Raw genomic sequence first — 17,026 nt, forward strand, 5'->3', positions numbered from 1 at the left:
ACAATACAGCCAAACGCAATGCCCCGGAGGGGCTACCCCTTTGTATGACAAACGCAACCAGTTCTTACAAGTCCACATGCTGCTACTGCGGGGTAGGGTGTGGCGTGGTGGTGCATAAAGATGCCAGCGGCCAGCTTTCCCTGGAAGGTGACAAGCAGCATCCATCCAACCGCGGCATGCTGTGTTCGAAGGGTATGAACCTGCAATACACCGTGATGGACCAGTCCGACAGGCTGCTCTATCCGCAAATGCGGCTCAACCGCGCCATGCCCGTGCAGCGGGTAAGCTGGGACGAAGCTCTGGAAAGGACAGCAGCTGTTTTTAAGACATTCATCAAAAAATTCGGACCTGATTCGGTAGCGTTTTATGTTTCCGGGCAGTGCCTGACGGAAGAGTATTACCTGGTCAACAAGCTGATCAAAGGATTTATTGGTTCCAATAATATCGATACCAATTCGCGGCTGTGCATGAGCTCCGCCGTGGTCGGCTACAAATTGTCACTGGGCGAAGATAGCGTGCCGGTTTGCTACGACGACATCGAGGCGGCCGATGTTTTCTATGTGACCGGCGCAAATCCCGCCTGGTGCCACCCTATCATCTGGCGACGTGTAGAAGCCCACAAGGCTGCCAATCCGAATGTGAAGATCATCTGCGTAGATCCCCGCAAAACGGATACTTCCCGCTCGTCAGACCTCCATTTGCAGATCAGTCCGGGAACGGATATTGTCCTTAACAATGCCATAGGACGGGTTTTGATCGAGAATAACCATGTAGACCCTGAATTCATTAATGCCCATACCGATGGTTTCGAAGCCTTTCGTGCCAAAGTGATGGAGCGTACGATTGCAGAATCTGCGGAGATATGCGGCATTGAAGTTCCTTCTATTTATCTGGCTGCTGAGTGGATCGGCAAATCGAAAGGTTTTTTGTCGCTCTGGACGATGGGCCTCAACCAGTCCGTAATCGGGGTGAACAAAAACCTCTCGTTGATCAACCTGCACCTGATCACCGGCAAGATCGGAACTCCGGGTAACGGGCCTTTTTCTCTTACCGGCCAACCCAATGCAATGGGCGGGCGTGAAACCGGCGGGCTCGCAAACATTCTTCCGGCACACCGGGACGTCACCAATGCCATACACCGGGAAGAAATGGAGAATTTCTGGGGAAGCCCTGTCAAGATCGCGAACAAGCCCGGTTATACCGCCACGGAAATGTTTGAGGCACTGGCCGACGGTCGCCTGAAAGCGATCTGGATCATTAATACCAATCCGCTTGTGAGCATGCCGGATATCAATGTGGCAGAAAATGCTTTAAAAAATGCCCGTTTTGTGGTTGTGCAGGATATTTCCAATCGTGCGGACACCGTCAGTTATGCAGATGTGATCCTACCCGCGGCTGCCTGGCTGGAAAAAGAAGGTACCATGACCAATGCGGAACGACGGATTACGCATTTACCCAAAGCACTGGAAGCACCAGGTGAAGCCTTGCCGGACGCTGAAATCATCTGGCGTTTTGCAGAAAAAATGGGCTTCGGCGACTCGTTCAACTACACGTCATCATCAGAGGTTTACGACGAATACACACAAATCACAAAGGGCACCAGCATTGATGTTTCGGGGGTGAACTATGCGTTGTTAAAACAGGAAAGGAGCATACAATGGCCACTTCCTTCAATGCCTGAAAATGCAGTGCCCAATTTCGCAGGCACCAAAAGACTTTTTACAGATCATCAGTTTTATACCCCTAACAAAAGGGCACAGATATTTCCGGTGGCGGATGAAAATGCATCCGAGCCAGTCGACGAGGATTTTCCGCTCGTACTTACAACCGGCCGTATCCGCGACCAGTGGCATACCATGACCAAAACCGGGAGGGTAGCCAAGCTGAACAAGCATATCCCCCAGCCTTTTTTACAGATCCATCCAGAAGATGCTAAAATCAGGAACATCAAAGACGGCCAGCTGGTAGAAGTCACCGGTCGCCGCGGGGAAGTGCGGGTAAAGGCACAGATCACCACAGACGTACGTCCGGGTTTATGTTTTTTACCGATGCATTGGGGCAAAATCCTTGGCAGCAACCTTGGCAGGGCCAATAATCTCACCAATTCGCTGGTGGATCCCCGATCCAAGGAGCCTGACTTCAAGTTTTCTGCCGTTCAGGTTACACTATACACCAAACCTTTTGAAAAAATCATCATCATCGGGGCCGGCTCGGCGGGGCTGGGTTTTATCAATGCTTATCGTCCCCTCAACGAACGGGACGAGATCCATGTTTTTTCCAAAGAAATTTACCCATTCTACAACCGGGTTATGCTCCCGGATTATATCAGCGGCTCCCAGAACTGGGAACAGCTGGTAAAACTGCGCGAAGACCAGTTTGACGATCATAAGATCATCGTTCACAAAGGCATAGGCATTGTTCACATTGACAGAAAAAATAAAACGGTGGTCGACAGCAATGGCGGCGAGCATTCCTATGACAAACTCATCCTGGGTATGGGCAGCAAAGCATTTATGCCTAAAGGCGTGCCTAACCTCCCCGGAATTTTCAATATGCGGTCGCGGCTGGATGCAGATTCATTATTGCCTTTCCTAAAACAGCCCGATCCGCATGCGGTGATCGTCGGGGGCGGAATTCTTGGGCTGGAATTAGCCGCGTCTTTCAGGGAGATGAACATAAAGGTGTCCGTGATCCAGCGAAGCGGACGTTTCATGGAACGCCAGCTGGATCCTCTGGCCAGCGAACTGCTGTATCAGGAATTGCTGGAAAGAGGTATCGAAATCTATTTCAACGATGAAGTCGCTACTTTCTCAGGATCTGACAAGGTGGAGGGGATAAAACTTAAATCGGGCAGAAAGATCAGTTGCCAGGTAGTAGTGATGGCCATTGGAACGGTGCCTGTCATCGAACTGGCTCGGGAGGCCGGGCTGGACTGCAAGCGCGGCGTGGTGGTGAACGATTACATGCAGACATCCGATCGGGACATTTTTTCAGCAGGCGAAATAGCCGAGTGGAATGGACAAATGTGGGGTATCACCCTGGCGGCTGAGGCGCAGGCGGAAGTTATAGCCAGGTACATTTCAGGCGATATTTCCCAGCCGTATAAGGGCAGCACATCGATGAACATCCTGAAAATGGAAGGCTTACACCTTTGCAGCATCGGTATCACCGACGTTCCGGCAAACGACCCGTCTTTCGAGCAGATCATTTTTATCGATAAATCTAAAAAATATTACAAAAAATGCATCGTGCACCGCGACAAGCTGATCGGGGCTATTTTGATCGGGGATAAAAATGAATTTCTGGAATTCAGGGACCTGATTGCAAACGGCATTGAGCTTTCAGAAAAAAGGCTGCAATTGCTTCGCGCCAGCCAGAAAGCCGAACCACTGGAAGGGAAACTGGTTTGTTCCTGTAACAACGTGGGCCAGGGAAATCTGGAACGTGCGATCCGGGAAGGATGCGACGATTTTCAGCTGCTCTGCCAGAAAACAGGCGCCGGAACCGGCTGCGGCTCCTGCCGCCCCGAAGTAAGATCCATTTTGGAAAAGGCGAATGTGACGCGGACAGAAGTGGCGCCTTAATGGTCGGAATGTCAGGTGTAGTCAGGATTTGTTATGTGTGGTCATGTATGGTCATGTGTGGTCATGTGTGGTCGGGACAATAAATGACTACAAATGACTAAAAATGACAACACATGACCACCCTTGACAATCAATGACTAAAAATGACAATACATGACCACTCTTGACAATCAATGACTAAAAATGACAATACATGACCACTCTTGACAATCAGTGACTAAAAATGACAATACCTGACTAAAACGACTACTCTTAACCAGTGTAACAAAATCTCACTCCCATGAGAGACTATTATAACATCAAAATCAACCTTCCGGGCGGGATTGCCTCCCCGGGATATTTACGGGATGTGCTGACGCGGGCCTGGAATGCGAATGTGCGGCAGGCGCGTTTCGGTTCCCGGCAGCAGCTGCTTTTTACGGTTCATTATGAGATGATGCGTTTTCTTGAGAAAGATCTTAAAGACGCAAACATTGACTATGAGATCAATACGGCACGTTTTCCCAACATTATCAGCTCTTATTGCGGAGAGGACGTTTTCAGGACGGGGCAGTGGCTGGTGGCCAACGAGTACCATACCGTACTCGACAGCTTCGATTACAAACCGCTTCTGAAAGTCAATATTTCGGATTCGAATCAGAGCTTCACCCCTTTTTTCACCGGGAACCTTAATTTTATCAGCTCCCCGGAACCGCATTTCTGGTACTTATATGTCCGGCAGAAGCAGAGTAATTCGGTCTTTAAATGGAGAGACCTGATTTATTCGCACGAAACCGGGCGGCTGGCAAAGGTGATAGAAGCATGCATGCTGTCGGAAGACGGTATCGGAGAAGAAGCCTTGTACCAGATGGTGCGGGAAAAGATCAGCTACATTTCCGAGCCTGCCGCTTCGGACCTGGACCTGCCGTCGTTTTCCCTGCCCTACTATGAAGGATTTAACCGGTACGAGTCCAGAACCTGGCTTGGTCTTTACCGCCGAGACGAACAGTTCCCGATCGAACTGCTGCTGGATATTTGTAACCTTTGCATGAAAAGCCGCATAGGCGAAATATGCATTACACCCTGGAAATCGCTGATCATCAAGGGAATTGAAGACAATTACAGAACCGAATGGAGTAACATCCTGGGGAAACACAACATCAATGTCCGGCATGCCGCCAATGAACTGGCCTGGCAGACTGAGGATCACACCGACGACGGCACGATCCTCAAAAAGGATCTGATCCGGTATATTGAAAAACACGATACGCGTACATTCGGGCTTTGTTTCGGCATCCAGACCCGGGAAAAATCCGAGGTATTCGGATCCATTCTCATAAAAAAGCGCCCATTGATACGCATCGGCCAGCTCGCATTGTTCAGCCTTTACGATCTGTATTTTACTGAAAACTTCAACCCTAACAGCCGCACGCAGATACTTTTTGAAAAAGGCCTGTTTAAAATTCACCTGCCCGTGCAGCTGGAACGCCTGTGCAGGAGATTTAACAACCGCCGCATCTGGGAAAATGAAGAAATGCACAAGCCTGATCCCGAAGAACTTAAATCCGAGGTTCACGATTTACCCGCTGTACATCAGTGCCCGCATTGTTTTACGGTTTACGATCCGCAATTCGGGGATTTGCTTCATAACATTCTGGCAGGAACACCTTTCAGCGAATTGCCCGATGACTACACCTGCTCAACCTGTGATGCAGAAAAAATTGAAATGACAGAGATGATCGCGGTGTATCAATAGATTCTATTTTTTAAAAAACCTCGCCGGTTTCGAAAATCTCCCGGCTGAATTTTTTAATGTGAGCACGTAAAATCCGGACTGCAATAAGGAGACATCGAGCGCATACTTCCGCTTGTCACTTCGGAAATGGACGGCGTTGACCTGTGTCAGATTGCCTTTAACATTATACAAAAGGACCTGTCCTTTTCCGGAAAAAGCATTGGATATTTCAAAAGTCAGCTCCTCGCCGACAGGGTTAGGCGAGATCACGGCTTCATTTTCTTCAAAAACACCGCAAACCTTGTGCCCGATCTTGGAGTACTGTTTTTTTCCGTCGGTATCAACTTCTACAATCCTGAAAAAAGAACCGGTTTCGTAGGAGGTGTCTACATATCCATATTTGTTTATGACTGTACTTTCTCCGGCCGCATCTATAGAAGCCAGCATTTTCCATGTAGCTGCATCATCACTTTTCTGGATTTCAAAATGGCGGGCGTTTACCTCTTCGGACGTTTCCCAGGATAGTCTCGTAAAATTCCCTTCACAACCTAGCTTAAAGGAGACGAATTTAACAGGTAGCGAAGTCTCCGCCTTTGATATGGAATTGTTTTTAGAAATCAGCCATTTTTCGGGATCAAGAATGACAGTGTCTGCGGTGAATCGGATATTGTCGGTAAATATCTGCCCGCTGGAAATGTGGTCAGCCACCACCAGTTTTCCCTGGCCCGTTTGGGTATTTCTGAAAAGTACCGGCACCGGCAATCTGAAGAAACCCACTGAAGGATGACTCGTCGTCTGATTTAATCTGAATTCGACGGCATTTCCTTCCTGATACCATTCCAGCTGATAAGACGGGTACCCCTGCCCCGTAAACCATTGATCGAAAAAATAACCCAGATTTTTTCCGCTCACAGTTTCCAGGTGACTTTTCAGATCACCTGTTGTAGCAAAGCCGTAGGACAACAGAGGATCATCAAGGTAATTTTTTAAAGCTGTAAAAAACACTGCATCTCCCAAAATCCAGCGCAACATGTGCAATAGAGAAGAACCTTTTACATAACTGAGGCGATGGTCAAAAATCCGGTTTACGTTATTGATATCATCCACCCAGACCGAGCCGCCGGGTTCAGAGGTCACCACATCAATGGCTGCCGCCCGGTTGGACAAGATCATCTGCGGATATTTGCTGTCGGCATGCAGACTCACCAGATACGTAGCAAAACCTTCATTCAGCCAGATGTCCTGCCAGGTTCCGCAGGTAACCTTGTCGCCGAACCACTGATGTGCCAGTTCGTGCGCGATCAAGTTTTCTCCCATGTTATACATGAAAGAGCAGGTCTGATGTTCCATTCCGCCACCCCAGCCGACTTGTACGTGACCGTACTTTTCACTTTTGAAAGGATAATCTCCGAAAAGGCCACTGAACAGCTTCATAGCATTCATGGCCGTGTGTGCACCCGCCTGAAATGCGGGCGCACTTTCAGGATAACAGTAGGTTTGCATCGGTACGCTGGTCGCCCCTATTGTAACATTATCATTGAACACAACATAGTTAGTCACCGCAAAACTAACGAGATAGCTCGCGATGGGATATCTGTGCTTCCAATGCGTGACCGTTCTTCCGCCGGCAACCGGGATTTCACTTTGCAAAATCCCGTTAGCGGCTGCCTTGTAGATGGAAAGGGTATTGATGTAAATATCAATCGAGTCCGCTTTGTCATCGAGGCCATTCTTGCAGGGCCACCAGTCTTTGCTTCCATAAGGCTCGCTTAATGTCCACATCACCGGAGAAAGCGGCAAAATATCCCCATGAGCGGAAATTTGCAGGGCAGTCGACGCAGGTACACCCTCATAAAATATGCTCACAGAGTCCACCAAACCCGCTGGTTTGGCTGAGGGAAAATTGATCTGCAATGTATGGTTTGCATGTAAAAAAGTAAGCGCGCTGCCAGCCTGTTCCACTTTTGCTACCGAAAGGTTACTCGCCAGATCCAGTGCAATGCTGTTGCCCGCCTCCGTCATCTTGAAATGTGCGGTCACTTTGCCTTTGATGTACTTGGAAGCCGGATTAACCTCCCATTCCGCCCGGTAATAACCTATATCGAAATTCTCTGAGGCGCTGGTGGCTGATGCAATACGATTGGGGTCAAAGCGCTGCTCATGCCGTTTTTGTTCGGCGGATGAAATCTGTAAAACGTCCGGCATAAGGTGTTGCGCCCGAACTGCGCTGGCAATAATAATAAGCAGGGATAGCAAAAGTGATCTCATAGTGGCGTGTTTTTAGCGGACAAGCTATGCAACCAAAAACAGGATCACCAACGGAATGTGCGAGCGGCTGGCGGGAATGTGCTGCCGGTAAACAAAAATGCCTGTCCGGTATGGGACAGGCATTTTGCATAGCGTGATATTCCGATTTAACTTATCGCTTCCGTTATTTTCTCGGTGGCACTGCTGGTGACGCACCAGGGTTAGTGGATGGCGTCGAAGTGCCTCCCGGAGTTGTTGACGGCTGCGTGGTACTTCCCGGAGTTGACGATGGTTGCGTATTTCCGGGTAATGTGGACGGCTGGGTAGTACTTGGTACCGTGTTGCCTGGCACCGTTGCCGGTTGCGTGGTGGAATTAGGGAGTGTCGAAGACGGTTGTGTCGGGGTAACCGAAGGCGTAGTGGTACCTGGCTGCGCAGATGTATCGGGCTGTGTGGTTGCCGGCACACTACTTGGCTCCGTAACTGTTCCCGGCGGTATCGTCGGCTTCGAAGACGGTGTGGTTACCTGACTGAATGCTACGGACGATGCCATCAATCCTAATGCGATCAAACTTAATTTTAAGGTTTTCATAATCAATCTATTTTTTTTAATTATTTCTAAATTATTTATAACATAATCATGACAAGAGTTTTAAATAATCATACCAACGACGCAATTCCCCCGTGAACCGCCCAAAAACACAGATTTATTGGGTAATGTTGTATGGATTTTGACCTGACTTTGATTATTTATTTACCCAAATGTCCCGAATCCCCCCTCTAAAAGGCATTTATACACACGTCTTTTTTACCACCAATGATGGAGATTTGTATAAACCAAACCTTGAAAACCATGGATCAGGCAAATCACACGGTAGTGTCGCGGGAGGAATGGATAGCCGAACGCAAAAAACTCCTCAAAAAAGAAAAAGAAATGACCCGTCTCCACGACGAGCTCAGCCGGCAGCGACGTGCACTTCCCTGGGTCAAAGTGGAAAAGGACTACAAATTCGCAGGAACAGAAGGCGAATTGTCGCTTTCTGACCTTTTCGACGGGCGCAGCCAGCTGATCATCTATCATTTTATGTTTGCTCCCGGCTGGGAAGAGGGCTGCCCGGGCTGCTCGTTCCTGGCCGATCACATCGACGGGGCCAATCTGCACCTTGCACCACATGATGTATCCGTAGTCGTAGTTTCCAGGGCACCGCTTCCTGAAATACTGCCTTTTAAAAAGCGTATGGAATGGAAGTTCAGATGGGTTTCCTCATTCGGCAGCGATTTCAATTACGATTACCATGTATCGTTCACCGACGAGCAGGTAGCAAACAAAGAGGTTTATTATAACTATGAAATGCAAGATTCTGGACAGGAATCCCCCGGTACCAGTGTTTTTTACCAAGACGGGCAGGGCACTATTTTTCATACCTATTCCACCTATGCGCGGGGCGGCGATATCCTGCTGGGTGCTAACAACTATCTGGATCTTACGCCCAAGGGACGGAACGAAAGTGAAGGCATGGACTGGCTGCGTCACCACGACAAGTATGACAATGCCCAGAACAATCCATCCTGCTGCCACTAGCAATGAATTGAGAAAAAATTTGGCAGATATCCTTATTCTGTGTTCTAATATTTTGTTTAAAAGAATTTTGCTTTTTTATTATTTGCGACATAGGGAAAAATAGTACATGATTGTCTGGGTGGTGTATTGTAAACAAGCACTTTTGAAAACCACCCAAATGACTGCTTTTCCGCTGAATGACTTCAATGAAAATTTGCCTGGGCCTCTGGCTGAAACCGATGCGGATCTCCCGGTGGAAACCATAGTTACAGACGACGAACGCCTTCTGAGAAGCCAGTTTGACCTCAATCCGGAAAAAGGTTTCGAGCTGCTTTTCAGGAGGTATTATGTCAACCTCTGTAACCACGCGATCCGGTTTGTGCACTCCCGGGAAGTGGCGGAAGATATCGTTTCAGAAATATTCACGGTTTTCTGGCAAAATGAGACCTACCTGCAGGTCAATACATCTTTCAGGGCTTACCTCTACAAGTCGGTCCGTCACCGGGCTTACAATTACCTGAAACGGCAGATGAAATACACGTATTCCGCCGAGGACAGCGTGCAGCCATCCGATAGCCTCAACCCCCGACGAAGCCCTTCAGTACACCGAATTACACCAGAAGATAGAGAACATCATCGGTCACCTGCCGCCCCAGTGCCGCCGTGCTTACCTGCTGAAACGGGTTGAAGGGAAGAAATACGACGAAATAGCGCAGGAACTGAAGATCAGCGCCAAAGCCGTAGAAGCCCTGGTCAGCAGGGCACTCACACGCCTTCGCAAAGAGCTGGCCACGCATTGGGTCCTCTTTATTTGTTTGCTCTTCAACTAGTCGCCCCGGAACCGCAATTCCTTTTTTACTTCCGCTATATCCAAATCATGAAGGAATCACTCGTTAAAACACTTTTGTTTGACTTTTTCGACGGCAAAACCACGTCTATTCAGCGCAAACTGATTGAAGAATGGCTTTCTGACCCGAGTAATCAGGAAACATACTATCGCTATCTCGACGAATGGGAAAGCGCGCATCCGCAGTTCTCACCGGACCAGGACAAAGCCATGCGGAATTTCCAGACCATTGTGACCGGACAAAATCCGGATAAATTGTCTGTCTCAGGCGGAAATACATCTGCCGGCTATTTCGGGATCAATACCTGGCTCAGGCTTGCTGCCGCTGCAAGTGTCGTGCTGGTCAGTTTCCTGCTTTTCAGAAAGCAGATCATGTACAAATCCCTGCAGTCGGTAATGGGAAAAACAGTTTCCTACCAGCTTTCGGAGGGGACGCGGGTCGTGCTGAATTCCAATTCCACCTTGCTGGTACCCAGGTTTGGCTTTGGAAACAGTACCCGGGAAGTCTTTCTGGATGGTGAAGCTGAATTCAAAGTGACGCATACTGACCACAATGACCGGTTTGTTGTTAAAATGGATGATGGCTACGAAATTGAAGTGCTGGGAACTGAATTTGTGGCATTTTCGAGGGAACGCGGAAAACGTGTTTTCCTGAAGCAGGGCAAAGTCAAACTCAAACTCCCCGAAGGCAAACAATTGTACATGAAGCCGGGAAACCTGTTTGTCTCCGACCGCAACGGAACATTCAAGGTCAGCGAACCCAAAGACTCCCGCCCCTACGTAGCCTGGAAAGAGCAGACTTTTTACTTTGACAATACCTTACTGTCGGACGTGGCAGTACAGATCCGTGAGCAGTTTGACGTCGAAATACGTATACCCGATACGTTACTGGCCAGCCGGCGCATTGCGGGCATTTACAAAGCACATCAGGCCGACGATTTATTGCAGATCCTGTCGGAGTTAATGCAAATAGAGATCACACAGAAAGAGGACTATATCGAACTGTCTACCCCAAAACTTCCCTAATATGTCAGACCAATTACTAAAGAAAACAGGGTTGATGCTTATGATGGCCTTGCTCAGCCAGGCGGGCACAGCGCAGCATGTTGCTTTTGTGCACCAGCCTGTCCCCCAGCAGCCGGCCCGGCATGCTTATCCGGAAACCCAGAAACTGAAAGATGTACTTATTGAACTGGGGAGAAAATATCAGGTCAATATCGTATTTGAAGAATCCACGGTACAGGGTATTTCCATTGTACCGGTACCCGAAAAAACAAACGGAAAACTTGAAAAAAGGCTGGAAACATTGCTCACGCCCAATAACCTTGAGTTTAAAAGATCCGGACATGGTACTTACCTGATCATCAGAAAGCACCATGGAAAAGCTACAGCCGAGGAGAGCCGCGCAAGCAGCAGCATCCGCGAAGAAGCACCGCTCATGACACCCCCCGCGCCTGCCGAAGAAAAACCTATGGCAGCAAGACAGATCATTGCGATTCCTGTCAAAGGCCGCGTGCTGGATTCGAAAGGTGATGGTTTACCGGGTGTCAGTATTGTTGTGAAAGGTACCGCGAAAGGGGTTACCTCGGACGTTTCAGGAAATTACCAGGTTAACCTCGACGATGAGTCCGCCGTTCTGATATTCAGTTTTGTAGGATTTAAAAGCCAGGAAATAGCCGTCGGAAACCGCTCGACCATTGATGTAGTACTGCTCGAAAACGTGAACGCTCTGGAAGAACTGGTTGTGATCGGATATGGTGAACAATCCAGAAAAGACCTTGTCGGCTCGGTGGGTGTGGTGGGCCGCAAAAGTTTCGGTGATGTGGGTGTCAGCAATACTTCACAATTGCTGCAGGGAAAAATCGCCGGCGTGCAAGTTGTCAACAACAGCGGTGTCCCAGGTGCCGGCGCTCAGATTGTTGTACGCGGAACAGGTTCATTCACAAGCGCTTCTCCGCTTTATGTGATCGACGGAATACAAAGCGATGCTACCATGTTCAATTCCCTCAGCCCGTATGATATCGAATACATCAGTGTATTGAAAGATGCATCATCCGTAGCGATTTACGGCGCGCAGGGTGCCAACGGCGTGGTTGTCGTGACTACAAGACTTCCCAAATCCGGCAAACCCAGGGTTACCTACAACGGATATGTGGGATTTTCAAAACCCTGGAAACAGTTTGATATGCTCAATGCGCAGCAATATACCGACCTCGTCAAAGAATGGTATACCAATTACGGTCAGCCCCTGCCGCCCCGCCTGGCAACTCCCGAAGCAAATATTACCAAAACGGACTGGCAGAAAGAGATGTTCAGAACCGCAAAAATCACCGAACACCATATCAATATCGGCGGCGGGACGGAGCACGTCAATTACAGTTTTTCAACCGGTTATACCAAACAGGAAAGCCAGGTGGTGGACATGAATTTCACCCGCGCCAACTTCCGTTTCAATATTGAAGAATACATTGGCAAAAGGATCAGGCTCGGCCAGCAGCTGAACATCAGGTACCAGGTAACAGACGGACAGACCGCCAACATTCTGAACGGTCTGCGTATGCCACCCTATATTTCCGTGCTCGACCCGGGCAATTTGCTTGGCGGATATGGTATCGCGACCAGCGCCCAGGACGGCAACGATTCACAGAACCCGCTGATCGTGCCTAATTTGTACGATACCAAAAACCGTAATCTGAATAACTATCTGCAGCTTTTCGGCGAAATAGACATTCTGGACGGTTTGAAATTCCGTTCACAGTTCGGGGGCACTTACAATTTCAATCAGAACTATTCCTACAACCCAACCTACGCAGGCAATCAGCTCATCACCCAAAGCCAGATCTCAGAAGGTTATGGGTTCAGCCTGAGTTACATTCTTGAAAACTATTTTACTTACAACAAACAGCTGAAAGACCATAGCTTCGGCCTCACTGCGGGCAATTCTTATCGTGACGGTTATTTATCGAGATCGGTTAACCTCGTGGGCAGCAACTTTGCCAATGAAGAAATCCACCAGATCGGCGTTGCCAAGACCGTCAATTTCAGCTCTGGTGCAGCTAATTCCAATTCGAGGTTTATATCCTACTTCGCGCGTGTCAATTATAGTTACAAAGACAAATACATCCTGACCCTGACCGGCCGCCGAGATGCAACCTCAATTTTCAGCAAAGACAACCGGGTAGGTTATTTCCCCTCCGCAGGTTTGGGATGGCGGTTATCACAGGAAAAGTTCATGAAGAATATCCCTTTTATCTCCGATCTGAAATTGCGCACCAGCTGGGGCAAAACAGGAAACTCGAACATTGCAGGTTTCTCCTATCAGTCGACCGTGTGGACGGGCTCCGGTAACAGTGTAACCTATCCGCTCGGACCGAACGAAACACTCGTAAACGGTGCTACCATAGCCATTCCGTCCACCCCCAATTTGAAATGGGAAGAAACTTCGACATTGGACGTCGGACTGGACGCCACGTTTTTTAATAACCAATTCAACCTCAGCGCAGGCTATTACAACCGGAAGAACAAGGACCTCCTGGTAAATGTACCGGTAGCGTTGTCAACAGGTTTCGGAGGTGTGGCCGGAGCGGAAAGCAGTCAGCTCATCAATGCGGCCTCGGCTTTCAACAAAGGTTTTGAACTGACACTTGGCTACAATGGCAAAGCCAAAGACCTCACGTACAGCATCAATGTGAACGGGGCATACAACAAAAACCAGGTAACTTCTCTGGGAACCCAGGGAGCTGTCCCGATCATCGACGGTGCGTTTTATTCAGTACCCGCCATGTCGCGGACGGAGGTCGGACATCCGATAGGTTCCTTCTACGGATATGAATATGACCACGTTGCGATTGACAATGCGGATGTTGAGAAATACAACGCCATAGCTCGCCAGGTAACGGGCGATCCCGGCGCGGTATACCAGGACGGACTGCTTCCCGGCGACAGGATATTCAAGGATTTGGACGGTGACGGAAAAGTTACGCTCACAGACCAGACGTTCCTCGGCAGCCCGATCCCGAAGCTGACATATGGTCTGGATGTTAACCTGAATTACAAAAACTTTGATTTCATGGCTACCCTGCAGGGGCTGGCGGGCGTGGATATTATCAATGGAACGAAGTATTATCTGGAAGGGGTTGCACTGCCGTTTAACACCAAAACAACAGTACTGGACCGCTGGCAGCAACCAGGAGACATCACCGACATCGCGCGCGCCGGACAGAACTACGGAACCGCAGCCAACCTCCGCAACTCCTCATGGTTCGTTGAAAACGGTGCATACGCGCGTATCCGCAATGTGACCCTTGGCTATACATTTCCCGGGGCCAAACTGAAACCTGCGACAGCCAATATTGTGTCAAGCGTAAGGCTCTATGTTACAGCTCAGAACCTGTTCACATTCACGAATTATTCGGGCTATGACCCGGAGGTTACGGGAAGCGGGAACTTCATTTTCGGAAGGGGTATCGATACAGGCCAGGTGCCGCAGCCGCGCACGATCATGTTCGGTATACAGGCGGGATTTTAAATAAAACTTAAAGCTTTTACAAAACAGGAGCAACAATGAAAAGGATAAAGATATTTCTGTTCACAATGGTTTTATTGTCGGGGTGCAGTGACAGCCTGCTTGACGTGAAAAATGAAAATACCTATACGGATGAAACGTATTTTAAAACCAAAACCCAGTTCAACGAGGCTGTAATAGCGACCTATACGGTTTTCAGCCACATGGGAATGATGTCCAGGGAGTGGTATTTTATTTTTGACCTGCTCGCCAATGAAGCGGAACGGTCCAGCGCACTGGTGGGCACGGAGCTGCAATTGACAGATTACAGTTTTACCAACAACAATGAAGACATCGTTGGTCTCTGGTCATCACTTTACCGCATGATCTTCCGGGCTAATCTGGCACTGAAAGTAATGGAAACATGGGAACCGGCGGACGCTTCCGAAACGACCCTGAAAGCACAATACATTGCCGAGGCGCACTGGCTGCGTGGTTTCGCCTATTTTAACCTCGTTACCAACTGGGGCCGCGTTCCTTTGAAACTCACCTACGAGGATTCCAAAACGAACTCGTCTCCACGGGTATCGGTGGAAGAACTCTGGAAGGTAGTTGAAAACGAATTTACACTGGCTATTCCCGATCTGCCTGTCGAATACAGCCAGGATCAAAAGGGGCGTGCAACGAAAGGCGCAGCGATCGGATTTTTGGGAAAAACGTATTTGTTCCAGAAAAAATACGACCAGGCGATCACGCAACTTACCAAGCTTACAGCCGCCCCCTATAAATATTCACTGGATGCCAGCTATGATCATTTGTTCGGCGAGGACAATATCAATACTCCGGAAGTAATTTTTGCGGTAAACCACGTTTACACAACTTCCAATACCCAGTACTACATGTTTGGCGGGCAGGAAGGCGAAGACGGCAAGACCTTCCACACCGGCCGTGCACAGGAATATGGTTTCAACGACTGGGAAAATGTGACGATCTCAAATGCACTCGTGGCCTCTCATAAATATAACGACCCGGTAACAGGAACGGCGGGTTACATTGATCCAAGGGCAGGTTTTACTTTCTACGGCAGCGCAGCCAACGGCGGTGATACCCAATACTGTGATCACTGCGCCGAAGGCCCTATCAAATACCCGTTTGACTTTTACAGCAACAGGTACCGGAAATACGAACCTTACGAATTCCAGAAGTATACGTCCGCGCCGATGAGCGGTATCAATACCCACGTAATGCGCTACGCCGATGTACTGCTGATGCTGGCCGAGGCCAATATCGAAAAAGCCAATCCTGCGATAGCCACCGGTATCGGCTATATCAACCAGGTGAGGAACCGCCCGAGTGTGATGGCTAAAAATTATCTGACTTCACTTACCCAGACGGAGGCAAGGATCGCCCTGCGCCGTGAAAGACGCATTGAGCTGGCAGGCGAACAGTCTCGCTGGTTTGACCTGATACGCTGGGGAATAGCGAAAGAGACATTGAATGCCGAGCATCCCGAAGGTCCCGGACAATATCCTTTCCTCGACAAACATGTGCTTTTCCCGATACCCATCGCTGAGCGGAACTCCAATGCTGCACTGGCCGCAGACGTTGCCAACGACTGGAATTAATATGAAAAGCTTGAATTATTCAGGTTTAAGGGCCATTCATTTTGTGCTAATGGTTACAGGGGCGACATTGGCGGCAACTGCCCAGGATGCGTTTCCGGTTGAAAAGGGCGGAAAATACAGCATATCCCTCGGAGATCAGCGGCTGGAAATAGATCCTGCCACCGGTGGCCGGGTTACATCCCTGCTGCTGCACGGCAGGGATTTTTTAACCGACAGTACCGTTAACAATTTCAACTGGGGGTCTACTTTCTGGCTAAGCCCGCAAAGCGACTGGAACTGGCCACCGTCCGCCGAGATTGACAATAAACCTTATACCGTGAAAGTTGCGGAAAAAACGATCAGCATGACCAGTGCCAAAGATCCCGGAACGGGCCTGACCGTTACCAAAGAAATTTCCGGGGATGCAAAGACGGCTTCTTTTTTATTTAAATACACCATTACCAATCGATCCGATCATTCCCAAAAAGCAGCACCGTGGGAAGTGACGCGGGTAAAACCGGGCGGTATTGCCTTTTTCCCGACCGGTAATGACCAGGCAACGGGCGGATTGCTAAGCTCCGCTACGGTACAAAACGGAATTTTCTGGTATACCTACCAAACAAACAAATTACCGCTGAAAGGCGACCGGCAGATCTACGCGGACGGGTCGAAAGGCTGGCTCGCACAAGTAAACGAGGGCGTCATTCTGATCAAGAAATTTCCGGATATACCGCTCGACAAAATTGCGCCTAAGGAAGGCGAAATCGAGCTTTTTGCCAGCGAAGTGACTGACTCTAATCCTGGTTACGTAGAAATCGAACATCAGGGCCCTTATGAAGAAATCCAGCCAGGCGCATCCCTGACCTGGGAAACGGTTTGGTATCTCAGGAAACTGCCTGCCGGAATCAGGGAAGAAACCGGCGATGGAGCATTGGCCGGGTACGTGCAAAAAATAGTAAAATAAG

General features: G+C 49.0%; 11 protein-coding genes. 10 read left to right on the plus strand and 1 reads right to left on the minus strand.

Features of this window, described 5'->3' with window-relative positions; translation table 11 throughout:
- Positions 1-44 precede the first annotated feature (44 nt).
- Both FBF61_RS06740 and FBF61_RS06745 read left to right on the plus strand, forming a co-directional pair.
- Positions 45-3,584, plus strand: coding sequence for a nitrate reductase (locus tag FBF61_RS06740; RefSeq protein WP_138477074.1), 3,540 nt, complete (start codon positions 45-47; stop codon positions 3,582-3,584).
- Positions 3,585-3,864: 280 nt separating this feature from the next.
- Positions 3,865-5,319 carry a rubredoxin gene (locus tag FBF61_RS06745; RefSeq protein WP_138476442.1) on the plus strand — a complete coding sequence of 485 codons (1,455 nt, stop codon included), beginning with the start codon at positions 3,865-3,867 and terminating at the stop codon, positions 5,317-5,319.
- Positions 5,320-5,322: 3 nt separating this feature from the next.
- On the opposite strand, the gene FBF61_RS06750 is transcribed toward FBF61_RS06745, so the two are convergent.
- Positions 5,323-7,566 (minus strand): M1 family aminopeptidase, encoded by a 2,244-nt coding sequence (locus FBF61_RS06750; RefSeq protein WP_138476443.1) that lies wholly within the window; start codon positions 7,564-7,566, stop codon positions 5,323-5,325.
- 203 nt (positions 7,567-7,769) lie between these two features.
- Here FBF61_RS06750 and FBF61_RS06755 point away from each other — a divergent pair, with 203 nt between their 5' ends.
- From FBF61_RS06755 to FBF61_RS06785, 8 genes are all read left to right on the plus strand, one after another.
- The gene (locus FBF61_RS06755) at positions 7,770-8,075 is read left to right on the plus strand and encodes a hypothetical protein (protein WP_138476444.1); all 306 of its coding nucleotides are present in this window, start codon (positions 7,770-7,772) and stop codon (positions 8,073-8,075) included.
- A gap of 323 nt (positions 8,076-8,398) precedes the next feature.
- The gene (locus FBF61_RS06760; protein ID WP_138476445.1) at positions 8,399-9,127 is read left to right on the plus strand and encodes a DUF899 domain-containing protein; all 729 of its coding nucleotides are present in this window, start codon (positions 8,399-8,401) and stop codon (positions 9,125-9,127) included.
- A gap of 142 nt (positions 9,128-9,269) precedes the next feature.
- Positions 9,270-9,794 carry a sigma factor gene (locus FBF61_RS06765; RefSeq protein ID WP_229214940.1) on the plus strand — a complete coding sequence of 175 codons (525 nt, stop codon included), beginning with the start codon at positions 9,270-9,272 and terminating at the stop codon, positions 9,792-9,794.
- Positions 9,739-9,936, plus strand: a complete 198-nt coding sequence (locus FBF61_RS35015; protein WP_229214990.1) for a sigma factor-like helix-turn-helix DNA-binding protein — start codon at positions 9,739-9,741, stop codon at positions 9,934-9,936. Before FBF61_RS06765 ends, FBF61_RS35015 begins: the two co-directional genes overlap by 56 nt.
- Before the next feature lie 47 nt (positions 9,937-9,983).
- Positions 9,984-10,979, plus strand: a complete 996-nt coding sequence (locus tag FBF61_RS06770) for a FecR family protein (RefSeq protein ID WP_138476446.1) — start codon at positions 9,984-9,986, stop codon at positions 10,977-10,979.
- Between the two features lies 1 nt (position 10,980).
- The gene (locus tag FBF61_RS06775; protein WP_138476447.1) at positions 10,981-14,481 is read left to right on the plus strand and encodes a SusC/RagA family TonB-linked outer membrane protein; all 3,501 of its coding nucleotides are present in this window, start codon (positions 10,981-10,983) and stop codon (positions 14,479-14,481) included.
- Positions 14,482-14,516: 35 nt separating this feature from the next.
- Entirely contained in the window at positions 14,517-16,082 is a 1,566-nt protein-coding gene (locus FBF61_RS06780; RefSeq protein WP_138476448.1) for a RagB/SusD family nutrient uptake outer membrane protein, read from the plus strand.
- Between the two features lies 1 nt (position 16,083).
- On the plus strand, positions 16,084-17,025 hold the full coding sequence (locus tag FBF61_RS06785; protein ID WP_166444443.1) for a DUF4380 domain-containing protein: 942 nt from the start codon (positions 16,084-16,086) through the stop codon (positions 17,023-17,025).
- Position 17,026: the final 1 nt, after the last annotated feature.

The organism is Dyadobacter bucti (genome assembly GCF_005869225.1).
In the GTDB taxonomy this organism is placed as follows: domain Bacteria; phylum Bacteroidota; class Bacteroidia; order Cytophagales; family Spirosomataceae; genus Dyadobacter; species Dyadobacter bucti.

Coding starts and splice junctions, on each gene's coding strand:
- FBF61_RS06740 (WP_138477074.1), top strand. CDS start 45: ATGACAAACGCAACCAGTTCTTACAAGTCCACATGCTGCTACTGCGGG.
- FBF61_RS06745 (WP_138476442.1), top strand. CDS start 3,865: ATGAGAGACTATTATAACATCAAAATCAACCTTCCGGGCGGGATTGCC.
- FBF61_RS06750 (WP_138476443.1), bottom strand. CDS start 7,566: ATGAGATCACTTTTGCTATCCCTGCTTATTATTATTGCCAGCGCAGTT.
- FBF61_RS06760 (WP_138476445.1), top strand. CDS start 8,399: ATGGATCAGGCAAATCACACGGTAGTGTCGCGGGAGGAATGGATAGCC.
- FBF61_RS06770 (WP_138476446.1), top strand. CDS start 9,984: ATGAAGGAATCACTCGTTAAAACACTTTTGTTTGACTTTTTCGACGGC.
- FBF61_RS06775 (WP_138476447.1), top strand. CDS start 10,981: ATGTCAGACCAATTACTAAAGAAAACAGGGTTGATGCTTATGATGGCC.
- FBF61_RS06780 (WP_138476448.1), top strand. CDS start 14,517: ATGAAAAGGATAAAGATATTTCTGTTCACAATGGTTTTATTGTCGGGG.
- FBF61_RS06785 (WP_166444443.1), top strand. CDS start 16,084: ATGAAAAGCTTGAATTATTCAGGTTTAAGGGCCATTCATTTTGTGCTA.